This is a genomic window from Ralstonia sp. 22111 (genome assembly GCF_052045895.1).
GTDB lineage: Bacteria > Pseudomonadota > Gammaproteobacteria > Burkholderiales > Burkholderiaceae > Ralstonia > Ralstonia wenshanensis.
This window is the reverse complement of sequence record NZ_JBQEPR010000003.1, coordinates 147,092-173,250: the sequence shown is the minus strand read 5'-3', so window position 1 is coordinate 173,250 and position 26,159 is coordinate 147,092. Positions and strand designations below refer to the sequence as shown.

General features: G+C 63.9%; 20 protein-coding genes. 13 read left to right on the top strand and 7 right to left on the bottom strand.

Annotated features, from left to right (window positions below):
- Nucleotide 1 precedes the first annotated feature (1 nt).
- On the top strand, nt 2-919 hold the full coding sequence (locus ACTJK4_RS09835; protein WP_232039753.1) for a helix-turn-helix domain-containing protein: 918 nt from the start codon (nt 2-4) through the stop codon (nt 917-919).
- 155 nt (nt 920-1,074) lie between these two features.
- A complete protein-coding gene (locus ACTJK4_RS09830) occupies nt 1,075-1,515 on the top strand; it encodes a universal stress protein (protein WP_112188252.1) in 441 nt (146 codons plus the stop codon).
- A 61-nt stretch (nt 1,516-1,576) separates the two neighbouring features.
- On the opposite strand, the gene ACTJK4_RS09825 is transcribed toward ACTJK4_RS09830, so the two are convergent.
- From ACTJK4_RS09825 to ACTJK4_RS09815, 3 genes are all read right to left on the bottom strand, one after another.
- The gene (locus tag ACTJK4_RS09825) at nt 1,577-2,131 is read right to left on the bottom strand and encodes a Spy/CpxP family protein refolding chaperone (RefSeq protein ID WP_260801555.1); all 555 of its coding nucleotides are present in this window, start codon (nt 2,129-2,131) and stop codon (nt 1,577-1,579) included.
- 105 nt (nt 2,132-2,236) lie between these two features.
- Nucleotides 2,237-2,896 (bottom strand): response regulator, encoded by a 660-nt coding sequence (locus ACTJK4_RS09820; protein ID WP_232039755.1) that lies wholly within the window; start codon nt 2,894-2,896, stop codon nt 2,237-2,239.
- Nucleotides 2,880-4,433: an ATP-binding protein gene (locus tag ACTJK4_RS09815; RefSeq protein ID WP_440817797.1), complete on the bottom strand. Its 1,554-nt coding sequence runs from the start codon at nt 4,431-4,433 to the stop codon at nt 2,880-2,882. The genes ACTJK4_RS09820 and ACTJK4_RS09815 overlap by 17 nt, the downstream gene beginning before the upstream one ends.
- 261 nt (nt 4,434-4,694) lie before the next feature.
- Here ACTJK4_RS09815 and ACTJK4_RS09810 point away from each other — a divergent pair, with 261 nt between their 5' ends.
- Both ACTJK4_RS09810 and ACTJK4_RS09805 read left to right on the top strand, forming a co-directional pair.
- The gene (locus ACTJK4_RS09810; protein ID WP_440078066.1) at nt 4,695-5,474 is read left to right on the top strand and encodes an AraC family transcriptional regulator; all 780 of its coding nucleotides are present in this window, start codon (nt 4,695-4,697) and stop codon (nt 5,472-5,474) included.
- Between the two features lie 93 nt (nt 5,475-5,567).
- Nucleotides 5,568-6,485: a DMT family transporter gene (locus tag ACTJK4_RS09805; RefSeq protein WP_322018412.1), complete on the top strand. Its 918-nt coding sequence runs from the start codon at nt 5,568-5,570 to the stop codon at nt 6,483-6,485.
- Here the strand turns inward: ACTJK4_RS09805 and ACTJK4_RS09800 are convergent.
- Complete coding sequence (locus ACTJK4_RS09800) at nt 6,482-8,062, bottom strand: TerC family protein (RefSeq protein WP_260801551.1); 1,581 nt, start codon at nt 8,060-8,062, stop codon at nt 6,482-6,484. The genes ACTJK4_RS09805 and ACTJK4_RS09800 overlap by 4 nt on opposite strands.
- A gap of 123 nt (nt 8,063-8,185) precedes the next feature.
- Nucleotides 8,186-9,583: a cytochrome-c peroxidase gene (locus ACTJK4_RS09795; RefSeq protein WP_440817794.1), complete on the bottom strand. Its 1,398-nt coding sequence runs from the start codon at nt 9,581-9,583 to the stop codon at nt 8,186-8,188.
- A gap of 274 nt (nt 9,584-9,857) precedes the next feature.
- Between ACTJK4_RS09795 and acpA the strand changes: the two genes are divergently transcribed.
- A complete protein-coding gene (gene acpA, locus ACTJK4_RS09790) occupies nt 9,858-12,020 on the top strand; it encodes an acid phosphatase (RefSeq protein ID WP_440817791.1) in 2,163 nt (720 codons plus the stop codon).
- A 64-nt stretch (nt 12,021-12,084) separates the two neighbouring features.
- Here the strand turns inward: acpA and ACTJK4_RS09785 are convergent, their stop codons facing one another.
- Entirely contained in the window at nt 12,085-12,333 is a 249-nt protein-coding gene (locus ACTJK4_RS09785; protein WP_232039761.1) for a dodecin, read from the bottom strand.
- A 355-nt stretch (nt 12,334-12,688) separates the two neighbouring features.
- Here ACTJK4_RS09785 and ACTJK4_RS09780 point away from each other — a divergent pair, with 355 nt between their 5' ends.
- Nucleotides 12,689-12,970, top strand: coding sequence for a hypothetical protein (locus ACTJK4_RS09780; protein ID WP_316879434.1), 282 nt, complete (start codon nt 12,689-12,691; stop codon nt 12,968-12,970).
- A gap of 17 nt (nt 12,971-12,987) precedes the next feature.
- Here ACTJK4_RS09780 and ACTJK4_RS09775 read toward each other — a convergent pair whose 3' ends face one another.
- The gene (locus ACTJK4_RS09775) at nt 12,988-13,347 is read right to left on the bottom strand and encodes a DUF3175 domain-containing protein (protein ID WP_316879655.1); all 360 of its coding nucleotides are present in this window, start codon (nt 13,345-13,347) and stop codon (nt 12,988-12,990) included.
- Between the two features lie 152 nt (nt 13,348-13,499).
- On the opposite strand from ACTJK4_RS09775, the gene ACTJK4_RS09770 reads away from it, so the two are divergent.
- From ACTJK4_RS09770 to ACTJK4_RS09740, 7 genes are all read left to right on the top strand, one after another.
- Nucleotides 13,500-14,798: an MFS transporter gene (locus tag ACTJK4_RS09770; protein WP_440817787.1), complete on the top strand. Its 1,299-nt coding sequence runs from the start codon at nt 13,500-13,502 to the stop codon at nt 14,796-14,798.
- A 139-nt stretch (nt 14,799-14,937) separates the two neighbouring features.
- Nucleotides 14,938-16,986, top strand: coding sequence for an ATP-binding protein (locus tag ACTJK4_RS09765; protein WP_440817784.1), 2,049 nt, complete (start codon nt 14,938-14,940; stop codon nt 16,984-16,986).
- A gap of 268 nt (nt 16,987-17,254) precedes the next feature.
- Nucleotides 17,255-19,684 (top strand): penicillin acylase family protein, encoded by a 2,430-nt coding sequence (locus ACTJK4_RS09760; protein ID WP_440817781.1) that lies wholly within the window; start codon nt 17,255-17,257, stop codon nt 19,682-19,684.
- Between the two features lie 107 nt (nt 19,685-19,791).
- Nucleotides 19,792-22,401, top strand: coding sequence for a type VI secretion system Vgr family protein (locus ACTJK4_RS09755; RefSeq protein ID WP_440817778.1), 2,610 nt, complete (start codon nt 19,792-19,794; stop codon nt 22,399-22,401).
- Entirely contained in the window at nt 22,391-24,274 is a 1,884-nt protein-coding gene (locus ACTJK4_RS09750; protein ID WP_440077324.1) for a lipase family alpha/beta hydrolase, read from the top strand. Before ACTJK4_RS09755 ends, ACTJK4_RS09750 begins: the two co-directional genes overlap by 11 nt.
- Nucleotides 24,271-25,491 carry a T6SS immunity protein Tli4 family protein gene (locus ACTJK4_RS09745; protein ID WP_440077325.1) on the top strand — a complete coding sequence of 407 codons (1,221 nt, stop codon included), beginning with the start codon at nt 24,271-24,273 and terminating at the stop codon, nt 25,489-25,491. The genes ACTJK4_RS09750 and ACTJK4_RS09745 overlap by 4 nt, the downstream gene beginning before the upstream one ends.
- Nucleotides 25,492-25,876: 385 nt before the next feature.
- Nucleotides 25,877-26,143: a PAAR domain-containing protein gene (locus ACTJK4_RS09740; RefSeq protein WP_322018419.1), complete on the top strand. Its 267-nt coding sequence runs from the start codon at nt 25,877-25,879 to the stop codon at nt 26,141-26,143.
- Nucleotides 26,144-26,159 lie beyond the last annotated feature (16 nt).

Sequence of the window (26,159 nt, the reverse complement as noted above, 5' to 3'; positions counted from 1 at the left end):
CGTGCGCCCTGCCCCCACATCCCCTTCGTCCCAGCCCGCGGACCCTCGCGTCACCGCAGACGCGAGCGTCTTCGGCACGCTTGCACGCGGCTCGCGCGCATCGCTTGAGCGCGTGACGAATCTGGGCGACGGCGTGACCGCCGCCATCTGGCGCAACGAGCACGACGAGGCGCGCTACATCCAGCCCGAGCACCACACGCTGTCGGTCTATCTGCAAGGCGGCTATACCACGCACCGGCAAGATCTACCGCATCTGTTCGGCGCGCCAGGGCGCGTGTGCATGCTGCCGGCTGAACACCAATCGAGCTGGGTGATCGAGCAGCCCATGCGCTTCGTTCACCTGTATTTCCCGCCCGACGCGCTGGCCGGTCACGCTGTGCGCCTGCTCGACGCAGAGCCCCGCCTGTTCACGCTGCACGACCGCACCTTCATTGAAGACGCCCATCTCGCACAGGCTTGCGCGAACATCGCCCAGCTCGATTGGACCGACCTGGACGACCGCATGCGCGCCAACGCGCTGGCCAATGACACGCTGTCGTATCTCGTGCAGACACAGGGCCGCACGCGGGCGCTGGCTGTGCGCGGCGGGCTGGCGCCGCACGTATGCCGGCGCATTGCGGCACGCATCGACGCAGAACTGCACCTGCCCCTGTCACTCGGGCAATTGGCGGCAGAAGCGAATCTGTCGGAATTCCATTTCGCGCGGATGTTTCGCGCGTCATTCGGGGCCGCACCGCATGAGTGGGTGATGCAGCAACGCATGGCGCGCGCGCAAACGCTGCTGCGCACAACCACCCTTGCGCTGGCGACGATTGCCGAGCGCTGCGGCTTTGCCAGTGCCAGCCATTTCAGCCGGCGATTTGCGCTGCAGCTCGGCGCGTCGCCGTCGCGCTACCGGCAGGCGTGGCAACGGGGCTAAGCCTTAACCTGCCTCGTCAATATGCGAACGACCGTGCATTGCGACCAGCCGATCGTCGGTATCGGCTGAAAAGCTGCGCTGGACTAGCGTTTTCCACGATAGAGGCGCATCGGTGCGCGCAGTAACGTGGAGATGGGTTCCCCATGGAGACCGCCATGTTTACCCATATCCTCCTGCCGACCGACGGCTCCGAGCAATGCCGCAAGGCCATCGACGGCGCGCTCAAGCTGGCGCGCGCCACCGGTTGCCGTCTCACCGCCTACACGTGCATTGAAGAATTCCCCAACATGGCCTATTCGGCCGGCGTGGGCGAGTGTCCGCATGCGCATTACATGGAAACGGTGCAGGGCTACGCGAAGGACTGCATTGACCGCATCGCAGAGCGTGCCCGCGAAGAAGGCGTGCAGTTCGACAGCGATGTGTCGCAGTTTGCCGAGCCCTATCTGGGCATCCTCGATGCGGCAAAGCGGCACGCATGCGACGTCATCTTCATGGCATCGCACGGGCACCGCAGCCTGATGGGGCGCCTGTTGATCGGCAACGAGACGCGCAAGGTGCTGACCTACGCGCACGTGCCGGTGGTGGTTTACCGCTAGAAATCCGTTCTCGGGCTCCGCTGCAGACCGAGAACCGATTCCATCTTTGGGCAGCCGCGAATTACATCATCGGCACCGGTTCCGGCCCGCCTTCGCCGGACTCAAGTTCCGCCACGCGCTGGGCTTCACGCTCGCCCACCTGTTTGCGCTGTTCCGGCGTAAGCACCTGCATGATCTTGGCGCCGGCCTGCGCGCGCAATTGCGCTTCGCGGGCAACAGCGCGGCCGAGCGATTCAGTCAGGGCACGTGCACGCGCTTCGTCATACTGGCCTGACGCCACCATCTGGTGCAAGTCGCGGCGGGCATGCTCGATAGCCTTGCGCTGCTCTCGCGCATCCGGCATCTGCGCATATTCGATGGCGAAAATCTTGTCGCGCTGCTCTTCGCTCAGCCTCAGGCCACGCAGAAAGGGCGCGCCGCCATGATGCGGGCCCATGCCACGCGGGCCGCCGGGGCCCATGCCTGGCCCGCGCTCCATCATGCCCGGACCATGAGGTGCCATGGGTGGCATGGGCGAGAGCGGAACAGCGCCGGGCCCGGCGGTCTGGGCCAGTGCGGCGCACGAAAGCAAAAGTCCGGCAGCAAAACCTGCCACGCGGGAAGTCACAGCGGTCATGTTGAAGCTCCTCATGAGATCGTCGGCCGAGCAAGCCGACCATACGTTCACTGTAGCCATCGACCCTGCACAAAAGGTGGGCAAACCGAGGAGTTTTCTTGAACCTCAGGCGTCGAGGCGGTAACCCACACCATAGACGGAATGGATCATGTCCGTGCCCGGGCTCACCTGCTCCATTTTGCGGCGCAGATTCTTGATGTGCGTGTCGACCGTGCGGTCGGTCACGATGCGGTGGTCGTCGTAGATCTGCTCGAGCAGGTTCGAGCGCGACAGAATGCGCCCCGGTGCGCCCGCCAGTGCGGCCAGCAAGCGAAATTCCACCGGCGTGAGGTCGAGGCGCTGGCCGCGCAGCGTGGCGGCATAGGCGGCACCGTCGATCTGCAAGGCGCTCTCCGGCACGCCACCGGCGCGCTGTACGCGGCGCAGGATGGTCTTGATGCGCGCCACCAGTTCGCGCGGGCTGAAGGGCTTGCAGACGTAGTCGTCAGCGCCAAGCTCGAGGCCGAGCAGGCGGTCGATTTCTTCCACCCGCGCCGTCACCATGACGATCGGCACTTCGCTGAAGGCGCGCACCTCACGGCAGATTTCCAGGCCGTCCTTACCGGGCAGCATCAGGTCGAGCAGCACGAGTTCGGGTGAGGTTTCGCGAACGCGCTGCGTGGCATGCGTGCCATCGGCCAGCCACTCGGTCTCGTAGTGAGCGGCGCGCAGATAGTCGGTCATCAATGCGGCCAGCTTGGGTTCGTCTTCAATGATCAGAATCATGGTCGGCTAGCGGATCAAGCACATCAAGAATCGGCAGGCGAATGGCGATCCACAGCCCGCCCAACGGCGAATGTCTGGCGTCAATGGTGCCGCCGTGTGCGGCGACAATGGTCTGGCACAGGCTCAGGCCCAGACCGGCCCCGCCCTGCGCCCGGCTGCGTGAGGCATCCACGCGGAACAGGCGGTCGAAGATGCGCGGCAGCATCGCCTCGGGCACGCCCGGCGCGCTGTCCTGCACGTCGATCTGCTGCCAGTCACCGTCCTGATGGACATGCACGCGCAGCGTGCCGCCGGCATCGGTGTAGCGCAGCGTGTTCTCCAGCAGGTTCTGCATGACCTGACGCAGGCGCTGCGCGTCGCCCTTGACCATCGTTGCATGCGACGGCGCTGCCGGCACGTCCAGCTGCAGCGCAATGCCCTTTTCCATCAGACGTGACGTAAAGCCCTGCACGGCGCTGCACACGGTATCGGCCAGGTCGAGCGGCTCCATGTGGAAGGCGAGCGCGCCCACATCGGCCAGCGAGAGCTCGTACAAATCGTCGATGAGCTTGCTGAGGGTCGACACCTCGGCTTGCAATGACGCGAGCGACGTGGCCGTCAACGGACGCACGCCATCTTCCAGTGCTTCCAGTTCGCCGCGCAGCACGGCCAGGGGCGTGCGCAGTTCGTGCGAGATGTCGGCCGTGAGCTGACGCCGCATCTTCTGGTTGGCCTCCAGCGAGGCGGCAAGATGGTTGAAATCTGCAGCCAACTCGCCGAGTTCATCGCGCGAATGCACGTCGACACGGGTGGCGTAGTCGCCGTCAGCCATGCGGCGTGCGGCATCGGTCAGCCGGCGCATCGGAGCCAGCAGACCGCGTGCGAGCAGCACCGCCACCAGCGCCGCCAGCAGGACCGACAGCCCCGCGATGATCCACGTAGCGCGCAGCTGCTGCGCCTGGAATGCCTGGTCGGCGCCTTCGGGCACCCGCACGCGCGGCGGCATGGCCAGCCAGCCGACGGTCTGGCCGTTGTGGTGCAGTTCGTGCCATCGGGCGTTCGGCCCGAGCGGTGGCCCGTCGCCAATGATGACGTTGCGCTGCGCATCTAGCAGCCAGATCGGCGAGTGCGGCACGGGCGGCTCGCCGGGCGGATGCGGCGGCAGGCTCCCTGCGGGAGGCGGGCCGGGCGGCGGCATGTCTCTGTCCATGCCGCGGTCCGGGCCGGGTGGCAGTGGATCGAAGCGATGGCCCGGTGGCAGGTCGAAGCGGTCGCCGCCCATGCCGTTGGCGCGAGCCCGGGCACCCTCGCGGCGCAGCAGGCGAAACCACGCCATGCGATCGTTGCGCAGGAAATCCCAGTTGCCGTGCTGCGTGTAGGCGGCTTCCACGCCCTGCGCGAGCACGGCCATGCGCTCGGATTCGCGCGCGTTCACGTAGTCGAGAAAGTTGGCGTCAAAGCGCCAGCGCACCGCCGCGCCCATGGCGAGCGCAACAACGATGCTCAGCATGAACAACGCAACGAACAGCTTGGAGGTAATACCGAAAGACGGGCGCATGGATGAGTCAGAGGCTGCCGGGGCGCCCCGGCTGGAGCGGTTCCCGCGCTGCCCGGCAGCAGGCACGGCCTCATCTTACCGGGCGCGCTGCCGCAGAAAGCCCCAGCATACCAACCGCCTGTGGGCAAAAAATGAGCGAAATGCGAAGAAAGCGTATGCTGCTGCCACGCTGCACCCCCGTAGATTCGCGTATCCCCTTACAAGGAACCGCCCTTGCCCAGCCGGCCGGCCAACCCCGCGTTTTCGATGCGTCGCTGCGCCATGCGCGGCGTGGAGGCGGTCGCCGCAGATTCCGGCCACACCTTCCCGCGCCACACGCATGGCCAGTTCGGCATCGGCATCGTCGATCGCGGGGCACAGAAGTCGTTCAGCGGACGCGGCATGGTGGAAGCCGGCGCAGGCGACGTCATCACGGTCAATCCGTTTGAAGTGCACGATGGCACACCCATCGGCGATGCCGGCCGCGCATGGCGCATGCTTTACCTCGACCCCGGCGTGGTCGCCGAACTGGCGACGGATCTGCACCCCAGCCACTGCGGCGACGCTGAATTTGACCGCCCGGTCATCCACGACGCAGACCTCGCCCCGCGCATGCGCCTGCTGTTTGCGCAGATGACGGTGCCCGCCGCACAAAGCGATGCACTGCTGCGCGAGCAGCTGCTGCTGTCCGTATTGGCAGACGCCCTGCACGCCGCCAACCACCACGCCAGCCACCACGCCGACGAAGCGCCCGATGCCATCCGGCTTGCCCGCACGCGCATCGACGATGACCCGGCTGCCGCCATCTCCCTGCTCGACCTCGCACACGAAACGGGCCTGAGCCGCTTCCAGGTGTTGCGCGGCTTTGCCCGCGTGACCGGTCTTACGCCGCACGCCTATCAGGTGCAGCGTCGCGTGGCCCTGGCGCGCCGGCTAATCGCCCAAGGCCAGCCCTTGGCGGACGTAGCAGCCGCCTGCGGCTTTGCCGATCAAAGCCACATGACGCGGCAGTTCGTGCGCAAGTACGGCGTATCGCCGGGCATGGTGGCGGCGGCGCGCTAGCCACATCTTTCACCCTCCCCTCGCTGCAATTTCGTTCAAGACGCGCGCATCGCGTGGGCCCATCCTGCGGCATCCACACACGCAGGATGCGAAATGCCAAAACTGTCCAATCGACTTGAAGGTTGTCTCTACCTTGCGCTGGCGATGGTGCTGGTGGGCAGCACCGTGGCGGCCAGCAAGATCATCGCGGCGGGCCTGCCGCCATTTACGGCGACAGCGTTGCGCTTTGCGATGGCGCTGCCGCTGTTCCTGTTCATCATGCGCATGACGCGCACGCGCTGGCCCGTGCTCGCACGCCGGGATTGGGCACTGCTTTTCGTGCAGGCGGGTGCCGGCAGCGTGGGCTATACGACGCTGCTCATTTCCGGGTTACGGCACACGTCGGCCGCAGACGCGGGCGTCATCATCGGCACGCTGCCGGTCATGTCTGCGCTGATCGCGATCGTGCTGCTGGGCGAACGACCCGGGCGCGCGGTGCTCGGGGCGATTGGGCTGGCCACCGCCGGGGTGCTGGCCATCGCCCTGCAGCCGCGCGGCGACGCGACACATCCGCTGCTCGGCAACCTGCTGGTGATGGGCGCCGTGGTGTGCGAGGGGCTTTTCATCCTGCTCAACAAGCGGCTGCGCACGCCGGTGCCGCCGCTTGCGCTGTCGGCGCTGATGAGTGCATTCGGTTTGCTGGCGGCGCTGCTGCCCGCGCTATGGGAAGCGCCATGGCAGTTGCACGCATCGACGCAGGCAACACACGCGCTGATGGCCGTGGCGTATTACGCCATCGTGCCGACCGTCGGTGGTTTTGTGCTCTGGTATGCCGGGGCCGCGCGCGTAAGCGGTGCAGAGGCATCGTTGTTTACCGCGCTGGCCCCTGTGGCAGCCGTGGTATTTGCAGCAACGCTGCTCGACGAGGCCGTCAGCGCGCGCCAGGTGGGTGGCATTGCTTGCGTGCTGGCAGCCGTGATTAGCCTTGGCCTGGCGCGTGCACCACGGCCGGCCACATCGACGACGTCTTAAGCTTCAGCCTCGGGGGCTGTCACATCTTCCATACGCTCGATGCGCACGCGCACGATGCGGCGGCTGCCGGCTTCAAGGATCACGAAACGGAGGTCGTGGCGCACCAGCGTGTCGCCCACTTCGGGCAGGCGGTCCCACTGGTTGAAGAGGTAGCCACCCAGGCTCGTGGCACCGCCGCCTTCGTCTAGCAGCCAGTCGACGTGCAGGACATCTTCGAGCTGGCGCAGGTCAGCCTCGCCGGCCACTTCCCAGCAGCCATCGCTGACTTCCACCACGCCCAGGCGTTCGTCTTCATCAGGGAATTCGCCCGCAATGGCCTCGAGCACGTCGATGGGCGTGACCACGCCTTGCACTACGTCCAGCGGATCGGTCACCACCAGCATGCGCCCGCGCGCACGCTTGAGCTGATCCATCAGGCGCAGGATGCCGATGTTGTCGGACACCTTGAGCGCAGGCTTCACGCTGCGGTCTACGTCGATGGAGCCACGGGTGTCGAGATCGCCCATCAGGTCTTTGGCGCGCGCCACACCCAAGAGGTCATCCAGGCCGCCACGGCAGACCGGAAACTGGTTATGCGGCACGGCCAGCAGCAATTTGCGCGTGACGGCCGCATCGGCGTCCAGATCCACCCACGAAATATCGTGGCGCGGCGTCATGATCGAGCGCACCGAGCGCTCGGCCAAGTCCAGCACGCCGCTGACCATGCTGCGCTCTTCGGGGCGGAACACGGTCTCGGGCACGGGCTGGCCAGCATCGTGTGAGGCGGTCTCGTGCGATTCGGACTCTGCCGGCGCGCCACGGCGGTCGCCCAGCAGGCTCAGCACCGCATCGGCGGTGCGCTCGCGCAGCGGGCGGCGGCGATCGTAGCGCACGGTATTGCGCTGGGCCACCTGGTTGAAGAACTCGATCAGGATCGAGAAGCCGATGGCCGCATACAGATAGCCCTTCGGAATATGAAAGCCCAGGCCCTCGGCAACGAGCGAGAAGCCGATCATCAGCAGGAAGCTCAGGCACAGCACCACCACCGTGCGATGCGCGTTGACGAACTCCGTCAGCGGGCGCGAGGCAAACAGCATGGCGCCCATGGCGATCACCACGGCAGCCATCATCACCGGCAGGTCGTTGACCATGCCCACGGCGGTGATGACGGAGTCGATGGAGAACACCGCATCGAGAATCACCACCTGCGCAATCACATTCCAGAACTTGCCGTGACCGGTGCCGTGGCTTTCGTCCTGCGGTTCGCCGTCCAGACGCTCGTGCAACTCGGAGGTGGCCTTGAACAGCAGGAAGAAACCGCCCAGCAGCAGGATGATTGATCGGCCCGACAGATCGACAGGCCCCAGCGTGAGCAACGGCTTGGTGAGCCCGATCAGCCACGACATGGCGGCCAACAGCACCATGCGCATCAGCAAAGCCAGGCCCAGCCCGATCATCCGGGCGCGGTCGCGCAGCGCCGGCGGCAGCTTGTTGACCAGGATGGCAATGAAAACGAGGTTGTCGATGCCGAGAACAATCTCGAGCACCACCAGGGTGAACAGGCCAATCCAGATGGACGGGTCAGCAAGCCAGGTCATAGCGGGAAATAGAAGACAGCAGAAAGACGATCCGCCGATGATAACCGCAGCGCACGCGCGGCCTTGCGCGAATCCCGCGCAAGGTGTTGCAACAAACGGGCCGCGGCGCTTGGAGCCTGGCGCTCAGCGCTGTGCAACGCGGCTGGCGCTTTGGGCGCCGGATTGCGTTGCCCGCACCGGCCGATAGCCGTCGGTAAGCGTCTTGAGGAAGGCCACGATGTCGCGCACGTCGGCCTCGGACAACACAGGCTTGTCACCCGGCTTGCCGCCAAACGGCCGCTCCATGTTGACGTTGGCGCGGTATTGGGCTGGCAGGTCGTCGAACTTGTCGACCGTGCCGTCCGCCTTGCGCGGATACCACTTCTGCGGCTGGGTGTCGCGCTGGGCGTAGAAGCGCACCGCGTCTTCCAGCGAATGGATGGCGCCGTTGTGGAAGAACGTTTTGCGCTGCGCCACGTTGCGCAGCGACGGCGTGCGAAAGCGGCCGCAATAGCCGGCGCGGTCTCTGAGGTCGGTCCGGTCAGGCCCGCACAGGCCCAGATCGAAGAACTTCGGATCGGCATTGGCTGCGAGCGTGCGGTTGCGCGGTACGCCCACGGCAATGTGGCCGAAATCGGTGAAGGCCGGGAACGCCCCGTCCTGTTTGATGGCGCTCACATGGCAGGACGCGCAGTTGCCCTTGGCCGGATCGGCAAAGACCTGCAGCCCGCGCATCTCCTGCGGCGACAGCTTCACCTGTTTGCGCAAAAACGCGTCGTATTTGCTGTCATATGGATAGAACTCGGACGGCGTCTGCTGGAAGACCTCAAGCACCATCAGCGCCGCGCGGAAGGCTGTGTCTTCGTTGTCCAGGATGTCGTTGCCAAACACTTGGCGGAAGGCCTGCGCATGGCGGCCATTGCGCAGCTTGGCCACCACGGCGGCCTGCGTGCCGTTGGCCATCTCGTGCGCAGACAACAGCGGGATGCGTGCCTGGTCGTGTGTGGACGACACGCGGCCGTCCCAGGTGTAGCCCCCGGTCGGGCCCTGGTCTTCCGAGTCGTTACCGTCGTTCTCGTAGAAATGCTCGGTGAACGCAGGCACGTTCTGGATATAGCGCAATGACGGCGCGGCACGTACGCCGGTCTTGCGCATGTCTGCGCCACCCAGCTGCACTGACAGATCATTCGGCGGGCCGTAGGCGTGCGTCGGGCTATGGCAGCTTGCGCAGGACTGCTTGCCCGAAGCAGACAGGGCAGGATCAAAAAACAGCGCCTTGCCCAATGCCGTCATCGCCGGCACCGATGGGCGGCGCGTGGCCATGATCGTGTAGAAGGCTCTTTCGTATGCCGGCGCCGCTGCGGGCTTGGCGGATGTTGCTGCAGCAGCCGCTGCTGCCGGTGCCGAAGCTCCCACGGTTGCGGCATGGGCCACCGCTGCTTCGCCGCGGCCGCAACCGCTCAGTCCGGCCGCCAGCCCAACAAGCACAAGCGCAGAAACGGCGATCACGCGATGAGTTGCAACAGGCAGAAGGCGGCGCATTTGCGATAGGCGAAATGTTGGGAGCCTTGCAACTTAGCATGGCTCCCATGACACTTTGATGTCGTCAAACGTGTGTCACGTCAGCCCTTGGAGGGGTTCCATGGTGGCAAATGTCTTCAAACGTTCGGTGGTGCCCCTGCTCATCCTGATGATGGTGATCACGCTGAACTGGGCCGAAATCGGGGCTACGCCTGCGTTTTCATCATCAACTTGTCACACACGAAGCACAGACTCCCGCTCGCTTTCGTCCCCCACACAACAATCCAGGGAAATCATGAGCCGAGCGCTTCGTCTTTTGCCGCTGACCGCGTTGGTTGCGGCCAGCATGTCTGCCTGTGGTGGCAGTGATTCGAGCAGCAATGCCTCCGCGTCCACCTCGGGCGTGGTGACCGGCAGCTACTTCGAGCATGCCAAGGTCTGTATCGACGCCAACAACAACGGCAAGTGCGATTCGGGTGAAACCAGCACCTATACCGATGCGAACGGCGCCTACACGCTGGCAGGCTCCGGCCCCATCACCGTTGAAATTGGCACGGACGCCTTCCGCAACGATCCGGACACAGGTGCACACACGGCTATCACGCGACCGCTGGTGTTCCGCGCACCGGCCGGCGCCAACGCTGTCGTCAGCGCCATCTCGACCGAACTGGCTGTGCTGATGGACAGCAACGGCGGCGATATCAGCGCTGCCAAGACGGCACTCGCCGCCCGCCTTGGCGTGACGGTCGACAAGCTGCTGGAAGACCACAACAAGGAAGCCGACGCGGGCACGAAGGCTGCGCTGCAGGCTGAAATCGACCAGGCCATCGATCTGATCGCCGACGCCGTTGCCAATGGCGGCGACACCGGCAAGAGCCTGCGCGACGGCGTGGCCAAGCGCGTGGCGCTGGCCAACAACGTCAAGACGATCGTGGTGATCTACGCAGAAAACCGCGGCTTCGACAACCTGTACGGCCTGTTCCCGGGCGCCAACGGCATCCCCGGCGTGAACCCCACCTCGACCGGTACCGCTGTTGCGCAGAAGGACTTCGACGGCTCCGTGCTGCCGACGCTGCCGCCCACCTGGGGCGGCGTGACCGCAGCCGGTCAAAGCGTGCAGATCACGCAGGCGTCCACCGCCAATATGCCCAACCAGATGTTCCAGATCGACAGCGCCTCGGGCTTCGGCAGCACGGGCACGGTGGTCGGCCAGAACGTCATCACGCGCGACCTCTGGCACCGCTTCTACCAGAACCAGATGCAGATCAACGGCGGCAAGAACGACAAGTTCGCCGCCTTTGCCGATGCCGGCGGCCTGACCATGGGCTACTACGACGGCAGCAAGATGGCCATGTGGAACATCGCCAAGCAATACACGCTGGCCGACAACTTCTTCATGGGCGCATTCGGCGGTTCGTTCCTGAACCACCAATACCTGGTCTGCGCGTGCGCACCGATCTATCCGAACGCAAAAGCCTCGCCGGCGGTCAATAGCATCGCCAACGTCAAGACGAATGCAGACGGCAGCCCGACCCTCATCCCGGCTGCAAGCTCGGTGATGGCTGGTGCGCCGACCTCGTACGCCGGCGCCGCCGATGATGGCAACGCCACGAAGGACGGCAACCTGACGCCGGTCGACAGCAACGGCAACTCATACGCCGTCAACACGATGCAGCCGCCGTACCAGCCGTCGGGCAACGCCGTGGCCAGCGGCAACACGGCCTACGCCGATCCGACCAAGGCCACCACCCTGCCGAAGCAGTCCACCACCAACATCGGTGACCTGCTGACGGCCCGTGGCGTGGACTGGGCCTGGTATGCCGGCGCCTGGAACGCGGCCCTTGCCGACGCTCCGAACGCCACGCGCAGCGTGATCTACAGCGGCTCGATCCAGTTCCAGCCGCACCACCAGCCGTTCAACTACTTCAGCCGCTTCGACCCGGCCACGGCCACCGGCGCTGCTGAACGTGCGGCTCACCTGCGCGACTACGACGCCGCCTTCCTGCAAGACGCAGCCGCTGGCAAGCTGCCCGCTGTCACGTTCTACAAGCCACAAGGCAACCTGAACCAGCACCCGGGCTACGCCAACGTGGCTGACGGCGACGCGCACATCGCCAACGTGATCGCTCAACTGCAGAAGAGCCCGCAGTGGAAGAACATGGTGATCGTCGTGACGTATGACGAAAACGGTGGCTTCTACGACCACGCCACGGTGCCGAAGGCTGACCGTTGGGGCCCGGGCACGCGTATCCCGGCGATCATCGTCTCGCCGTTCGCCAAGAAGGGTTTCGTTGACCACACCCAGTACGACACGGCTTCGGTCCTGCGCCTGATCACGCACCGCTTCGACCTGCCGACGCTGCCGGGTATCAAGCAACGTGACGCGGCCCTCGTCTCCAACGGCAACAAGCCGATGGGCGACCTGACCAACGCGCTGGACTTCACGCAAGCGCAATAACGCAGCAGCGCAGTCCTGAGAAAAAGGCGGCCCGGAGCAATCCTGGCCGCCTTTTCTTTACCCGCTATTTCCCCTTCTTCTTGCCTGCGGGCTTCTCGCTCTCCAGCGTTTCGAGCCGCATGCCCACCTTGATCGTCACCTGCCAGTGGGCGATCCTGCCGTCGACCAGGTGGCCGCGCGTTTCCAGCACTTCAAACCAGTCCAGATACTTGAGCGTCTCGCCCGCTCGCGCGATGGCGTTGCGGACGGCTGCATCGCTGGAGTCGGGTGAAGAGCCGACCAGCTCGATCATCTTGTACGTATGGGAACCCATATCGCCTCCTTGTTGGCATGGTTGGATCGTCGGCAGGGTGCCTGTAAGGCGCGATATGCATGCGGCTGGCATGCGATGCGCGCGCCATTGCACTTACCAGAATGGCACCTGTCCCTCCGCCTTGATAGCCCGGATTTGCACGGGGCCAAAAAAATTCTGGCGGTTAATTGCGTTTACAAATCTGACAAATCTCGTCAACGGACCGACGCGTGGCGTCAAACCCGCGCGCAGGACGAACCCCTGATGGCGGTTGAGCTGCCATTTTTCGGGCGGTCGCACGGCATGTCCGTGCCGGGCGGGGCTGGTACGGAACCTGCGTTGGGGTGCACACCCGTTTCCCCGAAAAGGAGGCGCCATGCGCCACCCAGAACAACAAGCCCCCGCCTCATACTCGCCGCTGTCGGCCGTAGCGCCGACGCCGCGGGCGACACAGGAAACCGCGCGACTGGTCGCAGAGACCATCCCCTTCAATCTCGAGCGCAACGGCCGGAGCATCGAAGCCACCTATTCGACCCGCAACGGCATCGTGACGGTCAAATACCGCGGCAAGACGCTGTCCACGTATTCGCCGCAGGGTGACGAAGCCGACTACAAGGCAGTCGCCCGTCAGCTGCTTAGCGTCATGCTGACCATCTGAGCGCCGCCGCATTTTCATCAGTGCCGGGCCTTGGCCGTGCCGTGCGCAGGGCGGCCGAACTCGGCACGCAGCGCATCCTTGGCACGCTCCAGAATCCGGCGCCGCCCGGCGCCCAGGTTGTGCCCCGCCCGATTGATATAGAACGTCAGCATTGACATGGCCGACTGGAATGCCGTCCCCTTGCGCCGCCGGCTGTGCTCGGCCGAAGCCTTGAGCGACGCCGCAATCCGCGCAGGGCTGCGCGCCTTGAAGATGTCGGGTTCGATGTCCAGCGCGTCGCTGGTGTCCATCACATGGTGCGACCAGCGGCGGCTCTTCGCCTTGGCCTTCGATGATTTGGCGGCCGCCGGCTTCGACCTGGCGTGGTGCGTGGCCATCATGAAATCTCCTGTAATGATGTACTGGCAGTTCCGCAAGCCGCATACCCGCGCGGGCGGCTACAACGGGGCGACTTCCGTTACGATGACGGACGCTTCACGCCTCTTTTCCGCCTCCTTCATTGATCGCCGGGCTCCGGCGCACATCCAACGTGTCTGGCGACGCCGGTCTTTCTCCCGCCTCCTCTTCCGCATCCGCGCAAACGTCGTCAGATGCGCCGTTCTCCTACCCCGCCTTCCGACTGTTCTGGTTCGCTCGGCTATCCACCACGTTCGCATATCAGATGTTCGGGGTGGCCGTCGGCTGGCAGATCTACGACCTGACGCGCAGCGCCTATGTGCTGGGACTGGTCGGGCTGGCGCAGTTCCTGCCGTCGGTGGTGTTGGTGCTGGCCTCCGGCCATATTGCGGATCGATACGACCGGCGGTACGTCGTGCGCGCCTGTCAGGCTATCGAGGCATTGGTGGCTCTCTCGCTGGCCATCATGGCGGCCAATGGGCACGCCGGCGTGCAACCGATCTTCCTGTGCGTGGTGGTGATTGGCGCAATGCGTGCATTCGAGACGCCGACGCTGCAAGCGTTATTGCCGACGCTGGTGCCACTGCAGGCATTGCCGCGCGCGGTGGCCCTGTCCAGCTCGGCCGGGCAGACCGGCGTCATCCTGGGGCCTGCGCTGGGTGGCTTTCTGTACGTGGCCGGCGCGCCGGTGGTGTATGCCACGGCAGCCGGGCTCTTTTTGCTCGCGCACGTACTGCTGGCGCGGGTGCGGATGGAGCGCGCGGCGCCGATCAGCACGCCGTTGAGCCTCGAATCGCTGTTTGCGGGCATCGCCTTCATCAAGCGGCGGCCGGTGGTGCTGGGTGCCATCTCGCTCGACCTGTTTGCCGTGCTGCTGGGCGGGGCGACGGCGCTGCTGCCAATCTACGCGCGCGACATCCTGGGCACAGGCGCATGGGGGCTGGGGCTGCTGCGCTCGGCGCCGGCGGTGGGGGCGCTGGGCATGGCGCTCTTCCTGGCGCACCGCCCGCTGGATCGGCACGTTGGCCGGGTGATGTTTGCCGCCGTGGCGGTGTTTGGGCTGGCAACGCTGGTGTTCGGGGTGTCGCGCTGGCTGCCGGTGTCGATGTTGGCGCTGGTGCTGCTGGGCGCGTCGGACATGATCAGCGTGGTGATCCGGACGTCGCTGGTGCAACTCGACACGCCCGATGCCATGCGCGGGCGCGTGAGCGCGGTCAATTCAGTGTTCGTGGGCGCGTCCAACCAATTGGGCGAATTCGAATCGGGCATGTTGGCCGGGCTGCTGGGGCCCGTGGCCTCGGTGGTGATTGGTGGCCTGGGCACGCTCTTGGTGGTGGCAGCCTGGATGCGGCTGTTTCCGGCCCTGACGCACCGCGACCGCATGCGCGATCCGCATCCAGAGCACACCGGACACCCCTCTTCAGGGGGATAAACCCGCAGGCCCGCGCCGCTGGTGGCTTGAGCAAGAATGGGGCAGTGTCTTGCAAGCGTGTCAGCGAAACCCCGATGGCATCGGCGGTGGCCAATTCGTATCCTGAGTCACCTTTGGCTGCCTTGTTCCACGCCCGGTATTGCGCCCGACTGTGACGTCCATCCTGCCCTCTTCGTCCCGCCCGTCGGACGCGCGCGCTGCCGGCGCTGCCCGGCTGCCGGATCCTGGGCCTTTCAGCACCAGCGGGTTCAACGGTGCGCCGGCCATTCGTCCATCGGCGTGGCTGGTGGCGATCGGTGCGGCCGCAGTCGGCACGATTGGCAGGGTGCTGCTCGAATCGGCGATGGGCATCCACCTGCCCTTCTACCTTGCTTTTCCGGTGGTGACGATTGCCGCGTGGTACGGCGGTTTCTGGCCGGGGATGCTGGCCATCGTCTGCTATGCAGGGCTGTTCATGGGATTGGCTGCGCTGCAAAGCTGGCCTGCCACCGTGCCGCTCACGCCAATCCAGATGACGGTGTTTGGGGTGGGTGCGCTGCTCATCTGCGCCTTGTGTGAGCAGTTGCGCCGGGCCCGCGCCGGGGCCGAACGGCGCGCGCGGGCCGAAACCCAGCAACGCCTGTCGCAGCAACGCTTGCTGGCCGCTCTGCAGGCTTCGCCCATTTCCCTCTACGACGTCGACAACACGATGCACTTCACGTGGGTGCACAACCCCGTGTTCGGCCTGCAGCCCGAACAGCTGCTGGGGCGGACGGTGCGCGAAGTGTTCGGACGCCGCGCCGCATCGCGCCTGACCGAGGCGGGCCAGCGCGTCATCGCAACCGGCACACCGACGCGCGTGGAGTTCGCCTTCCGGCGACGCCACACGCAGCGGGTGGTCTACGACGTGGTGGTCATGCCGCTGCGCGACGACACGGGCGAGATCATCGGCCTGACCAACGCCGTGATCGACATCAGCGAGCGCCGCCAGGCCGAGGCCCGCCGCACGCAGTTGCTCGAGGCCGAATCCCGCGCCCGCGAAGAAGCCGAGCGCGCCAGCCGCCTGAAAGACGATTTCCTGGCGACCGTCAGCCACGAGCTGCGCACGCCGCTCAACGCGGTGCTCGGCTGGGCGCAATTGTTGAACATGCGCGCCTACGATGAAGCGACGTTCAAGCGTGGCATTGAAGCCATCGAGCGCAGCGCCCGTACGCAGGTCCACCTGATCGACGATCTGCTCGACATGTCGGCCATCCTCTCGGGCAAGGTCCCGCTGGAGATCGGCCCTGTGGACCTGGCCGACGTGCTGGAGCGCGCGCGCGAGACCATCGAACCGATGGCGCGCCAGAAGAACATCACCATCGAGACTGAATTCCTGCCGGTGCCAATACTGCAAGGCGACGCCGGGCGCCTGAAGCAGGTGTTCTGGAACCTCCTGGCCAACGCCGTCAAGTTCACGCCAGAGGGCGGGCACATCCGGCTCTCGGTACATCCGGCGCCCGAAGGCGTGGTCGCCACCGTGCGCGACACCGGCATCGGCATCGAGCCGGCCTTCCTGCCGCATATCTTTGACCGCTTCCAGCAGGCGGATCTGTCGAGCACGCGCCGCCACGGCGGGCTCGGCCTCGGGCTGGCGATTGCCAAACAACTAGTCGAACTGCACCACGGCCGCATTACCGCAGCCAGCAGCGGTGCAGACCGTGGTACCACCATGGCTGTGTCGTTGCCGCTGCATGCCGCGCAGACGGGCGAACAGGCCAACCGCACGCCGGGCCTTGTCGCAGGGACGGGCATGCCGACGCTGGACGGGATCCGCGTGCTGGCGGTGGATGACAACCCCGAATCGCTCGGCGTGATCGCGCTGATGCTGGAGCGCTACGGCGCCGAGGTTGTTACCGTATCCAGTGGGGCTGCCGCGCTCGATGCGCTGGAACAGGCAGCCGCCAACGCCTACCCGTTCGATGCGCTAGTCAGCGATCTCGCCATGCCGGGCATGGACGGCATGCAGTTGGTACGGGCCGTGCGCGAACGCGGCCTGACTGAACTGCCCGCCATCGCCGTAACGGCGTTTGCGGACCCGATCCGCCTGAAGGCTGCGAAGGAAGCGGGTTACCAGTCCGTCATTACCAAGCCGATCTTCCCGGGAGAGCTGGGCCACGTGCTCGCCGCCAATGTGCATCGCAAGACCGGGCCGGAGACGCTGGTGTGACACATCGGCGACCATGCCTTGACGGAATGGTTGATCGAACAAAAGTCATTGGCGCAAGTGGCGGCGCATCCGCATACTCAGCCGTCTGTGCCGATCGGTGGGCATCTCTCCCCAAGCAGTTGCCAGCACCCGCTCGCTCGATCGGCCAGCTTGCCCTTCCCATCAGCCGCGTTCGCGGTTGTCTGCCGTATCCATAAGAACGCCTGAATCCTCCGTGCCCATTTGGGCTGCGCTGGCATTCCGGGCTCAGAGAGGAGACTGCATCGCCATGCTTATCCGTTCGCTTCCCATGCTGTTTTCTGCCGTTGCGCTCGGCATTTCCGCCCAGGCGGTTGCCAAAGACGCGTCCAAGGCGGCCACCCAGACTATTGCCGTACCCGGCCTGCAAAAGCCCGCCGACATCCTGATCGACCGCTGGGGCGTGCCACATATCTTCGCCAAGAGCGAAGACGACGGGTTCTTCGCGCAAGGCTTCAACGCCGCGCGCGACCGCCTGTTCCAGATTGACTTGTGGCGCCGCCGGGGCCTGGGGCAGCTTTCGGAAGTGTTCGGCCCGGCGTATGTGGAACAGGATCGCGCCACGCGGCTGTTCCTCTATCGCGGTGACATGCAGGTCGAATGGAATCATTACAGCCCCGATGCGCAGCGCATTGCCACGCGCTTCGTGGCCGGCATCAACGCGTACGTCGACTGGCTGGCCAGGCATCCGGAGCAGATGCCGTTCGAGTTCCGCAAGCTGAACTACACGCCCGCGCACTGGGCGCCGGAAGACGTGGTCCGCATCCGCAGCCACGGGCTGACGCGCAATCTGCAATCGGAAGTCGCGCGCGCCAACGTGGCCTGCAAGGCCAACCTTGCCGACGACACCATCCGCTTCGGCCTGCAGCCTGCCTGGCAAACCCAGTTGCCCGAAGGCCTCGACCCATGCCTGCCGAAGGACTTGCTGAAGGTCTTCACGCTGGCCACGCAAGGCGTGAAACTCACGCCCGAATCGCTCAAGGGTGTAGACGTCAACAGCACGCGCGTGGCCGCCGCTGCCAACCTTGAAGAGACCATGGAGGGCAGCAACAACTGGGTGATCGCGCCTGGCAAATCCACCACCGGCCGCGCCGTGATGGCCAACGACCCGCACCGCGCGTATTCGGCACCGAGCCTGCGCTACATCGCCCACGTCAGCACACCCACGCTGGACATCATCGGCGCCGGAGAGCCATCACTGCCCGCCGTGTCGATCGGGCATAACGGGCACGTTGCGTTCGGCCTGACCATCTTCAACATCGACCAGGAAGACCTTTACGTCTACGAGTTGAACCCGGCCAACAACAGCGAATACCGCTACAACGGCGGCTGGGAGCCCTTCACCGTGCTGCACGAAACCGTGAAGGTGCGCGGCGGTGAGGCCCGCCCCGTCGACCTGACCTTTACGCGGCACGGCCCGGTCATCTACATCGATGCCGAGAAGCACCGCGCGTATGCGGTGCGCTCGGCATGGCTGTCGCCGGGCATGTCGCCGTATTTCGGCTCAGTGGGCTACATGCGCGCACGCACTTTCGTGCAGTTCAAGCAGTCGATGATGAACTGGGGCGCGCCCACCGAAAACCAGGTCTATGCCGACACCAAGGGCAACATCGGCTGGGTGCCAGGCGGCCTCGCCCCGATCCGCCCGAACTGGGACGGCCTGCTGCCGGTACCCGGCGACGGCCGCTACGAATGGGCCGGTTTCTGGCGCGGCGATCAACTGCCCAGCAGCTACAACCCGAAGTCGGGCTACTTCACCTCGTCCAACGAGATGAACATGCCTGCGGATTATCCGTATCGCGAGCGAAAACTCGGCTTCGAGTGGACCAACGGCTCGCGCCACGCACGCATTGACGAAGTGCTGGCCAAACTGGACAAGGTGTCGATCGAAGATTCGATGCGCCTGCAGAACGACATGGTGTCGATCCCGGCGCGCAGACTGATGGCCCTGCTGGCGCCGCTATCGTCCAACTACGCCGACACGCAGGCCGCGCTCAACCTGTTCAAGGGCTGGAACGCGACCATGCTGGCGGATTCTCCGCAGGCCGCGCTGCATGAAGTCTGGTTCACGCATCATCTTGGCCGCGCGTTCAAGAATGCCGTGCTTTCCAAGGCCGGCGCCGAAGCGATGGCCGCGCCCGATACCGCCGTCATGCTCGACACGCTGGAACATCCGCAGGGCAGCGAACGCAAGTTTGGCGAAGATCCGCAGCAAGCCGCAGCCAAGCGCGATGCCGTGCTGCTCGACAGCCTGAAGAATGCGTGGACCGATATGGTCAAGCGCCAAGGCCCGAACCCGCAAGCGTGGAACTGGGGCCAGTTGCACCACAACCTGAACGCCCATCCGTTCGCAGCCATCGTCGACGAGGCAACGCGCGCCAAGCTCAACGTCGGCCCCACGCCGGAAGGCGGCAGCCCCTACACGCCAAACCAATCGACATATCGCGCGACCGATTTCCTGCAGACCAACGGCCCGTCGTTCCGCACAGTGGTGGACGTCGGCAACTGGGACAACTCGCGCGCCGTCAACCTGCCCGGCCAGTCCGGCAACCCCGACAGCCCGCACTACCGCGACCTGGCACCGCTGTGGCTCAAGGGCGAGTATTTTCCGCTGCTGTATTCGCGCAAGGCGGTCGAGGCGGCAACCGAGTCGCGAGTGCATCTGGTGCCTGGGAAGTAAGGAGACGGTTCACCACCCTGGCAGATTGGATTTTTTTGTGAATTCGCGGGCAAACGGACCTCTCGCTGGCTACGCTCAACAGCTTCCCGAGCTGGAGCGTTGCCGCCATGGGCCGTCGAGAGTTGCCGTTTGCCACCCGAACCGTTACCGTCTCCGGGGCTGGATTGCCGGAGGTCATGGGCCAACCAGCCCTGGTGTTTTCCAAACTTTCCGGCACAGAGCACCTGGGCGAGTTGTTCGAGTACGAAGTCGAACTTAAAACCCCCGACGATCGCAACGTTCTGTACGGCCCGGGGGCGAATCTCGACGCCAACGCACTACGCGGACAGGAACTCACTGTCACCATTGCGCTGGATGGCAACGGCTTTGGTCTTGGAGGTGGCATCGGCGCCGGCAGGCGAGAGATCACCGGTCTGGTCAGCGACATCGTTGGCCCCATTCCTGTAGGCCAAGGCCGGCAGATCAAATACCGTCTCACAATTCGTCCCTGGCTCTGGTTAGCCACCCTCAACCGCGACACCCGCATCTTCCAACAGCAAACCGTTGTCGAGATCCTCGACGCCCTGCTCGCCGACTACATCTTCCCCGTTGAACGCCGTCTGGATGTCGCTCGCTACCCCAGGCGCGAGTACCAGGTTCAATACAACGAAAGCGACTTCGAGTTCTTCCAGCGCCTTACACAAGAGTGGGGCATTTCCTGGCACATCGAGCACAGCGGCGGCAAGCACCGTCTGATCCTCACCGATGGCAATGGCGCATTTGCTCCGTTCGCCAGCCCCGCATATCAAACGATCCGCTGGCAATCGTCCTCTGATCGCATCGACGAAGAACACCTGCACACCTTTGAGCTGCACGACCGCGTCGTCTCCGGCCAATGGGCCAGCACCGACTACGACTTCGTCAAGCCAACGGCGGACCTGACCGTCCGCGCCTCCGATCCGCTCGACACCGCCCACGCCGATGCCGAAGTGCGCGAATGGCCCGGTGACCACAGCCAGCCCGCCACCGGCAACGACCCATGGGCCGAAGGCAATCAAATCGCCCGTCTGCGAATGGAGGCCTTACGTCAGCACGGACGGCGAGTCAGCGGGGCTGGTAACGTTCGCGCCATGGTGCCGGGTTGCACGTTCAAGCTAACGCATTTCTTGCAGGACGAAGCCAATCGGGAGTACCTGATCCTCGGCACACAGTTTCTGATTGAGGACGTGCCCGAAGCATCAGGGGGTGGTCAATCGTGGCAGTGCGAGGTCAGCTTCACCGCGCAGCCCAGCAACGAACTCTTCCGCCCCGAGCGCACGCAACCCAAACCACGCACCACGGGGCCACAGACCGCGACTGTGGTAGGCCCAGAGAACCAGGAGGTATGGACTGACGAGTACGGCCGCGTGCGCTTGCAGTTCCACTGGGACCGCATCGGCCGGAAGAACGCCAATAGCTCTTGCTGGGTGCGTGCGTCTTCCCCCTGGCAGGGTGAGCGCTTCGGCGCCATCCAGATACCGCGCATCGGGCAGGAGGTCATCGTCGACTTCCTCAATGGCGACCCCGACTGCCCCATCATCACCGGCCGTGTTCCTAACCGGAACAACATGCCGCAATGGCCCATGCCAGCGCACCACGCGCTCTCGGGTTTCGTCAGCAAGGAATTGCACGGGAGCGGGACCAACGCCTTTGTCCAAGACGACACGCAGGGGCAAATTCAGACGCAACTGCAAAGCGATCACCAGAACTCCAGCCTCAGCCTGGGCTTTATCACCCGCATCCTGCGCGGTATCGGGCGCCGGGAGAAACGAGGCGAAGGGTTCGAATTGCGCACAGACGGGCACGGTGCTGTGCGCGGTGGCGATGGCCTGTTGATTAGCACCGAAGCCCGGCCCGATGCCAAAGCGCACCACAAGGACATGGGCGACGCAACCGCCCGGCTGCATCAGGCCCAACATGCCCACGATACGACGGGCCAGGTCGCACAGCATCACAACGCACAGGATGCCGAGCAACAAGATGTAGCCAAAGCTCTCAAGGCGCAGCACGATGAAATCCGCGGATCAGGCGAGGTGCATGGCGAACTGAGTGCGCCGCACCTCGTGCTGGCATCGCCCGCTGGCTTGGCCACAACCACCGCCCAATCCACTCAGTTGCACAGCGGCGAGCATCTGGCCTTCACCACGGGCAAGCACGCATCCTTCGTTACCAATGGCGGGTTCTTTGCCAGCGCTGCACGGCGCATTGCACTCTTCGCACACAGCCTTGGAATCAAGCTCGTGGCCGCCACCGATCACATCGTGCTCGAAGCGCAGGATGGCGACATAAAGGGCACGGCCAAACGCAAGGTTCATCTGCGCTCGCTTGGCGAAATCGTGCTCGAAGCCGACGAGGGCATCTTGTTCAAGGTCGGGCAAACCTACCTGCGTTTAACGCCTCAGCAAATCGTTGAGGGTATGAGCGGGAAGAAGCAAATTCATGCCGATTCATATAGCGTCACCGGCCCCGATGGCATGAGCCTCGGCGCTGTTTCGCTGCCGCATAGCGATTTCGACCAAGAAGTCTATCTGCACCTACCCGATGGCTCCCCGGCTGCCAACCGCAAATTCCGCATGACGCATGCCGACGGCAGCGTGATCGAAGGCGTGACCGGCTCCGATGGCTTGACCAAGCTGCACCGAAGCCAAAGTGCGGAAAACCTCCAAATTCAAATTCTGGACCTGCTGCATGGAAACTGATCGCATCCCCCTACCCATCGGGGAAGAAATCGGCGGGCATGCCGGCGCTACCATTGCCCTCACACCTTCGATAGACAAGGTGCGCGTCAGCCTGCCTGTGCCCCCGACCAACGTGATCCCCGTCATCTTTCTGCCGGGCGTCATGGGGACCAACCTGCGCATGAGCCGCCAGCGGCAAGCGTTTCTCAATCAGAAGGACAACAAGGCGTGGCGACCGGATGATTTGGGCCCAACTGGCCTCTTCGGCGGTAACACACACCAAGCACAGTACCTCACGCCAAGTCAGCGGCAGCTCATGTTCGATCCGGACGAGGTCGAAGTCGACCGCTACGAGATCACGGAAGACGCCGGCAAATTCGACCTGACGGGCGAGAGAACCCGAGACTCGGACGCGCGTCATCAGGATGTACCAAACGGGCTGCCTGATATTGGCTTGCTGATGAGCGCGCCATTGCCACCGGCCGCCGAACAATGGAAAGCCAAACGCGGCAAGCACGAATCCACCGCCGCGCAGAAAGCGCGCTGGCGTGGCTGGAGCGAGGTGCTGTTTCGCTCGTCGTATGGCGAGGTCATCAAGTTGATGGAGGGGCACCTGAACGGCATGGCATACCTATCCATTGGTGGCATCGCAATGGTGAGCCCTCCTTGGCGTAGGGACAGCGCTAGCTCCAGCGGCCGGGTATTGGACATCAATCCTTCCGAGTGGGGCGGCGCGGGCGACGCTCTAACTGACGCAGACATTCTGCGCGTAACCAACTGCTGGTATCCGGTCCATGCGATGGGCTACAACTACCTGCAAAGCAATGGCGAGTCCGCAAAGAAAATCGCCAAGCGCATTACCGACATCATTCAGATGTACAAGGCCAATGGACGGCAATGCGAGAAGGTCATCATCGTCACGCATTCAATGGGCGGGCTGGTGACGCGCGCACTGCTGCACCCCGAGTATGGAAACATCAAAGACAAGATCCTCGGTGTCTACCACAGCGTGCAGCCCGCGCTAGGCTCGGCAGCAGCCTACAAGCGGGTACGCACAGGGTTCGATGCTGCATCGATACTCGACGTGCCCGGGCAAGTTGCGCGCAGGATCATGGGGAAGACCGGCAAGGAAGTGACGGCAGTCTTCGCCAATGCTCCTGGGCCGCTGGAGTTGCTGCCGATCCCCTCCTATCCGCGTGGTTGGCTGCGGGTGAAAGCCGCCCACGATGACCGGATCGCGATGGCGCTGCCGGCCACCTCAGATGAACCATTGAAGGCGTATCACGAAGAGATGCGCCTGCATCAGGCCCTGGGCGTGAAAAAACCGACGGCACCCGCAGTCATTGGGGAGCCGGTATACGACATCTATGGACGAAACCCGAAGGAGTGGTGGCGGTTGTTGAATCCGGAGTGGGTTAATCCTGCGCTCAAGAAGTATGAACGTGCGGACCCATATTCAGTGGCGAAACTCCGAATTGCTGACGCCCAAGATTTCCACAAGAACATCAAGGGCCTATATCACGCCACAACCTACGCAAGCTACGGCGCGGACGCTTCGCAAAAAACCTATGGGAGCGTGACCTGGCGGGCGGATACGTCCGATCTCGCGTCTCACGGTGATCCTCTCACCTGGACCCTTGAGAGTGAGGACGCCAAGGGCAACATCGTGGTGCGCACACAGGGCAACAAATTGCTGACCTTGAACTTGGCGCCTGCAGAAGAGTCCGGCGATCAGACGGTGCCGGCCAAAGCTTCCGCCGAGGCGGTGGGTGGCACGCACTTCCGGCAATCTGGCTACGACCATCAGAACAGTTACAACGATGACAAGGTGCTGGCCAGCCTCCTGTATTCAATCATCAAGATTGCCAACACTGCCACTTGGTGGGACAAATGAACCGTCGTCGTTTCTCAATCATCCTGAGTCTGCTACTGGCGGGCTATACATCGACAGTCTTAGCGGAGAAAAAAATGTCGGAATCCATTGCTATGCCGCCGCGCTTGCAAAAGCTGTTCGCCAAGACCAAGCAGATGTGCTTTGGGCGTTATGTGATGGAGGTGCCGGCAGAAGCGGAGCTGCTTTGGGGCTTCCAGGAGTTTCCAGGGAAGATCATTACCCACGTTGGGGAAGCCAAGCAACTGGAGGCTATGGCGCAAGCCTATCGCGCAAGAATACTTGCAGCGAACAAGACTGCCGAGATTACTTACTTCAAGCTGGAGCCTAATAGCAACAGCATTGAAATTCGATCGTTTGAAAGCAAGAACGCGAAAACGTATGGTGTCGAAAAAGCGAGGACCTTCGTCGCCAACGGCCCTCATCTGTTCGAATGGTTTTATGGCGGCAAGGAGCTCGCACCCTTGGTACACGGCCTCCGTGCACGCGACAACGCTTCCCGTCCCACGGCCCCCGGCATCTGTATCGACCACGGCTTCGTAGCCGATTCGTCCGGCAGTTTCCAGGAAATTTTCAGCGCAGGCATCGACCTGCCGAGCTTTCCCGATGTCAGCTTCTCGATTCTGTCCAACAAAGACGCGAGCACCGATGGCGACCCTGGCCTGATCGAACGCCACTACGACGCGATGGGCAAGACGACCCCCGCCGGAGTCAAGCGTTTGCAATTGGGCAAGCGTGAAGTCAATGGCTGGAAAGGCGAGCAAGTCCTGTTGCGGCGCGACGGTATCGAAAAAGGCGTGTTCGCCCATGAATTCCTGTGGGCCTCCATCGGCAAGAGTGGCAGCGCACTGAACCCCGCCTCGGTCGACATTCAACTCAACACTGGCGTCAAGGCCAACCGGACGCTGGGTCAATCCTCTTCACTCACGGACGAAGAAGCGCTGGCCTTGTGGAACCGGCTCCTGGACAGCGTGCGCTTTCGCGTCAACGCGCCACCCACGCAAACCGGTGCCCCGGTGACAGTGCGCTCGGGGGAACCGACTCCGCTGACTGGTTTGTGGCGGGCCTCGCTGCCTCCAGATCATCCGGAGGCTGCGTGGGTTGCCAATGGCCGCAGTGTCTTCCGTCAACGAGGCGAACCGATGGTCCGCTTCGGGTTGGGGTTGCCGCAAGACGAAGCGCTTGTCGTGTGGACATGGATGGGCGAGTACGACGCGTGAGCGCCCATTACATCATTGCAATTGATTGCGTTAGTTGAAAGATGGATCTCTTGTACACCACGCTATTTCTGGCGATTCTGATACTGGTAGGCTGGGTTATCTCCGCCGCTGCGCCCAACTCTGCCAACCCTTACATCGCATCAGTCATGTGGCCACTCTGTGGTGCGGCCGTGCCTGCCATCTGTTTCTACGTTGCTCAATCTGGAAAATTCTTGGGTTTTTCCTCTGCATGGCCCCTTGTTTATGCAGTTTTCTTCTTGCCTACGTCTGGATCAGCAATCGTATTCAGTTGGTTGATCCAACGACGCAACAGGAAGAACCGAGGTTGACTAGGCACTACCAAAGCGTTGCATCCGAAAATGACGACAAAAATCCTGAAAGACACATGAGCGCTGAATTCATCCGCGTAGGCGATCCCACCGACCACGGTGGTGTCGTGCTGGACGGCATCCCCGGTACCGACCTGTATGGCCTTCCGATGGCTGGTATGGGCAACATGGTGATGTGCCCCAAGTGCGGCGGTCCGTTCCCGATCATCGAGGGTGCCGACAACTACGAAGTCAACGGCGTGAAGGTCGCGCTGGGCGGCATGAAGACCGCCTGCGGCGCTGTGCTGATCGCTGGAGACCCGCGCACGCAAGTGAGTGGCTAGCGCACAAACCACTCCG

What these genes read in the sequence shown, in the direction of transcription:
- ACTJK4_RS09755 (WP_440817778.1), top strand. Translation starts at nt 19,792, where the DNA reads ATGGGCCGTCGAGAGTTGCCGTTTGCCACCCGAACCGTTACCGTCTCC.
- acpA (WP_440817791.1), top strand. Translation starts at nt 9,858, where the DNA reads ATGAGCCGAGCGCTTCGTCTTTTGCCGCTGACCGCGTTGGTTGCGGCC.
- ACTJK4_RS09795 (WP_440817794.1), bottom strand. Translation starts at nt 9,583, where the DNA reads ATGCGCCGCCTTCTGCCTGTTGCAACTCATCGCGTGATCGCCGTTTCT.
- ACTJK4_RS09740 (WP_322018419.1), top strand. Translation starts at nt 25,877, where the DNA reads ATGAGCGCTGAATTCATCCGCGTAGGCGATCCCACCGACCACGGTGGT.
- ACTJK4_RS09760 (WP_440817781.1), top strand. Translation starts at nt 17,255, where the DNA reads ATGCTTATCCGTTCGCTTCCCATGCTGTTTTCTGCCGTTGCGCTCGGC.
- ACTJK4_RS09815 (WP_440817797.1), bottom strand. Translation starts at nt 4,433, where the DNA reads ATGCGCCCGTCTTTCGGTATTACCTCCAAGCTGTTCGTTGCGTTGTTC.
- ACTJK4_RS09810 (WP_440078066.1), top strand. Translation starts at nt 4,695, where the DNA reads ATGCGCGGCGTGGAGGCGGTCGCCGCAGATTCCGGCCACACCTTCCCG.
- ACTJK4_RS09825 (WP_260801555.1), bottom strand. Translation starts at nt 2,131, where the DNA reads ATGACCGCTGTGACTTCCCGCGTGGCAGGTTTTGCTGCCGGACTTTTG.
- ACTJK4_RS09820 (WP_232039755.1), bottom strand. Translation starts at nt 2,896, where the DNA reads ATGATTCTGATCATTGAAGACGAACCCAAGCTGGCCGCATTGATGACC.
- ACTJK4_RS09785 (WP_232039761.1), bottom strand. Translation starts at nt 12,333, where the DNA reads ATGGGTTCCCATACGTACAAGATGATCGAGCTGGTCGGCTCTTCACCC.
- ACTJK4_RS09750 (WP_440077324.1), top strand. Translation starts at nt 22,391, where the DNA reads ATGGAAACTGATCGCATCCCCCTACCCATCGGGGAAGAAATCGGCGGG.
- ACTJK4_RS09775 (WP_316879655.1), bottom strand. Translation starts at nt 13,347, where the DNA reads ATGGCCACGCACCACGCCAGGTCGAAGCCGGCGGCCGCCAAATCATCG.
- ACTJK4_RS09805 (WP_322018412.1), top strand. Translation starts at nt 5,568, where the DNA reads ATGCCAAAACTGTCCAATCGACTTGAAGGTTGTCTCTACCTTGCGCTG.
- ACTJK4_RS09830 (WP_112188252.1), top strand. Translation starts at nt 1,075, where the DNA reads ATGTTTACCCATATCCTCCTGCCGACCGACGGCTCCGAGCAATGCCGC.
- ACTJK4_RS09745 (WP_440077325.1), top strand. Translation starts at nt 24,271, where the DNA reads ATGAACCGTCGTCGTTTCTCAATCATCCTGAGTCTGCTACTGGCGGGC.
- ACTJK4_RS09780 (WP_316879434.1), top strand. Translation starts at nt 12,689, where the DNA reads ATGCGCCACCCAGAACAACAAGCCCCCGCCTCATACTCGCCGCTGTCG.
- ACTJK4_RS09800 (WP_260801551.1), bottom strand. Translation starts at nt 8,062, where the DNA reads ATGACCTGGCTTGCTGACCCGTCCATCTGGATTGGCCTGTTCACCCTG.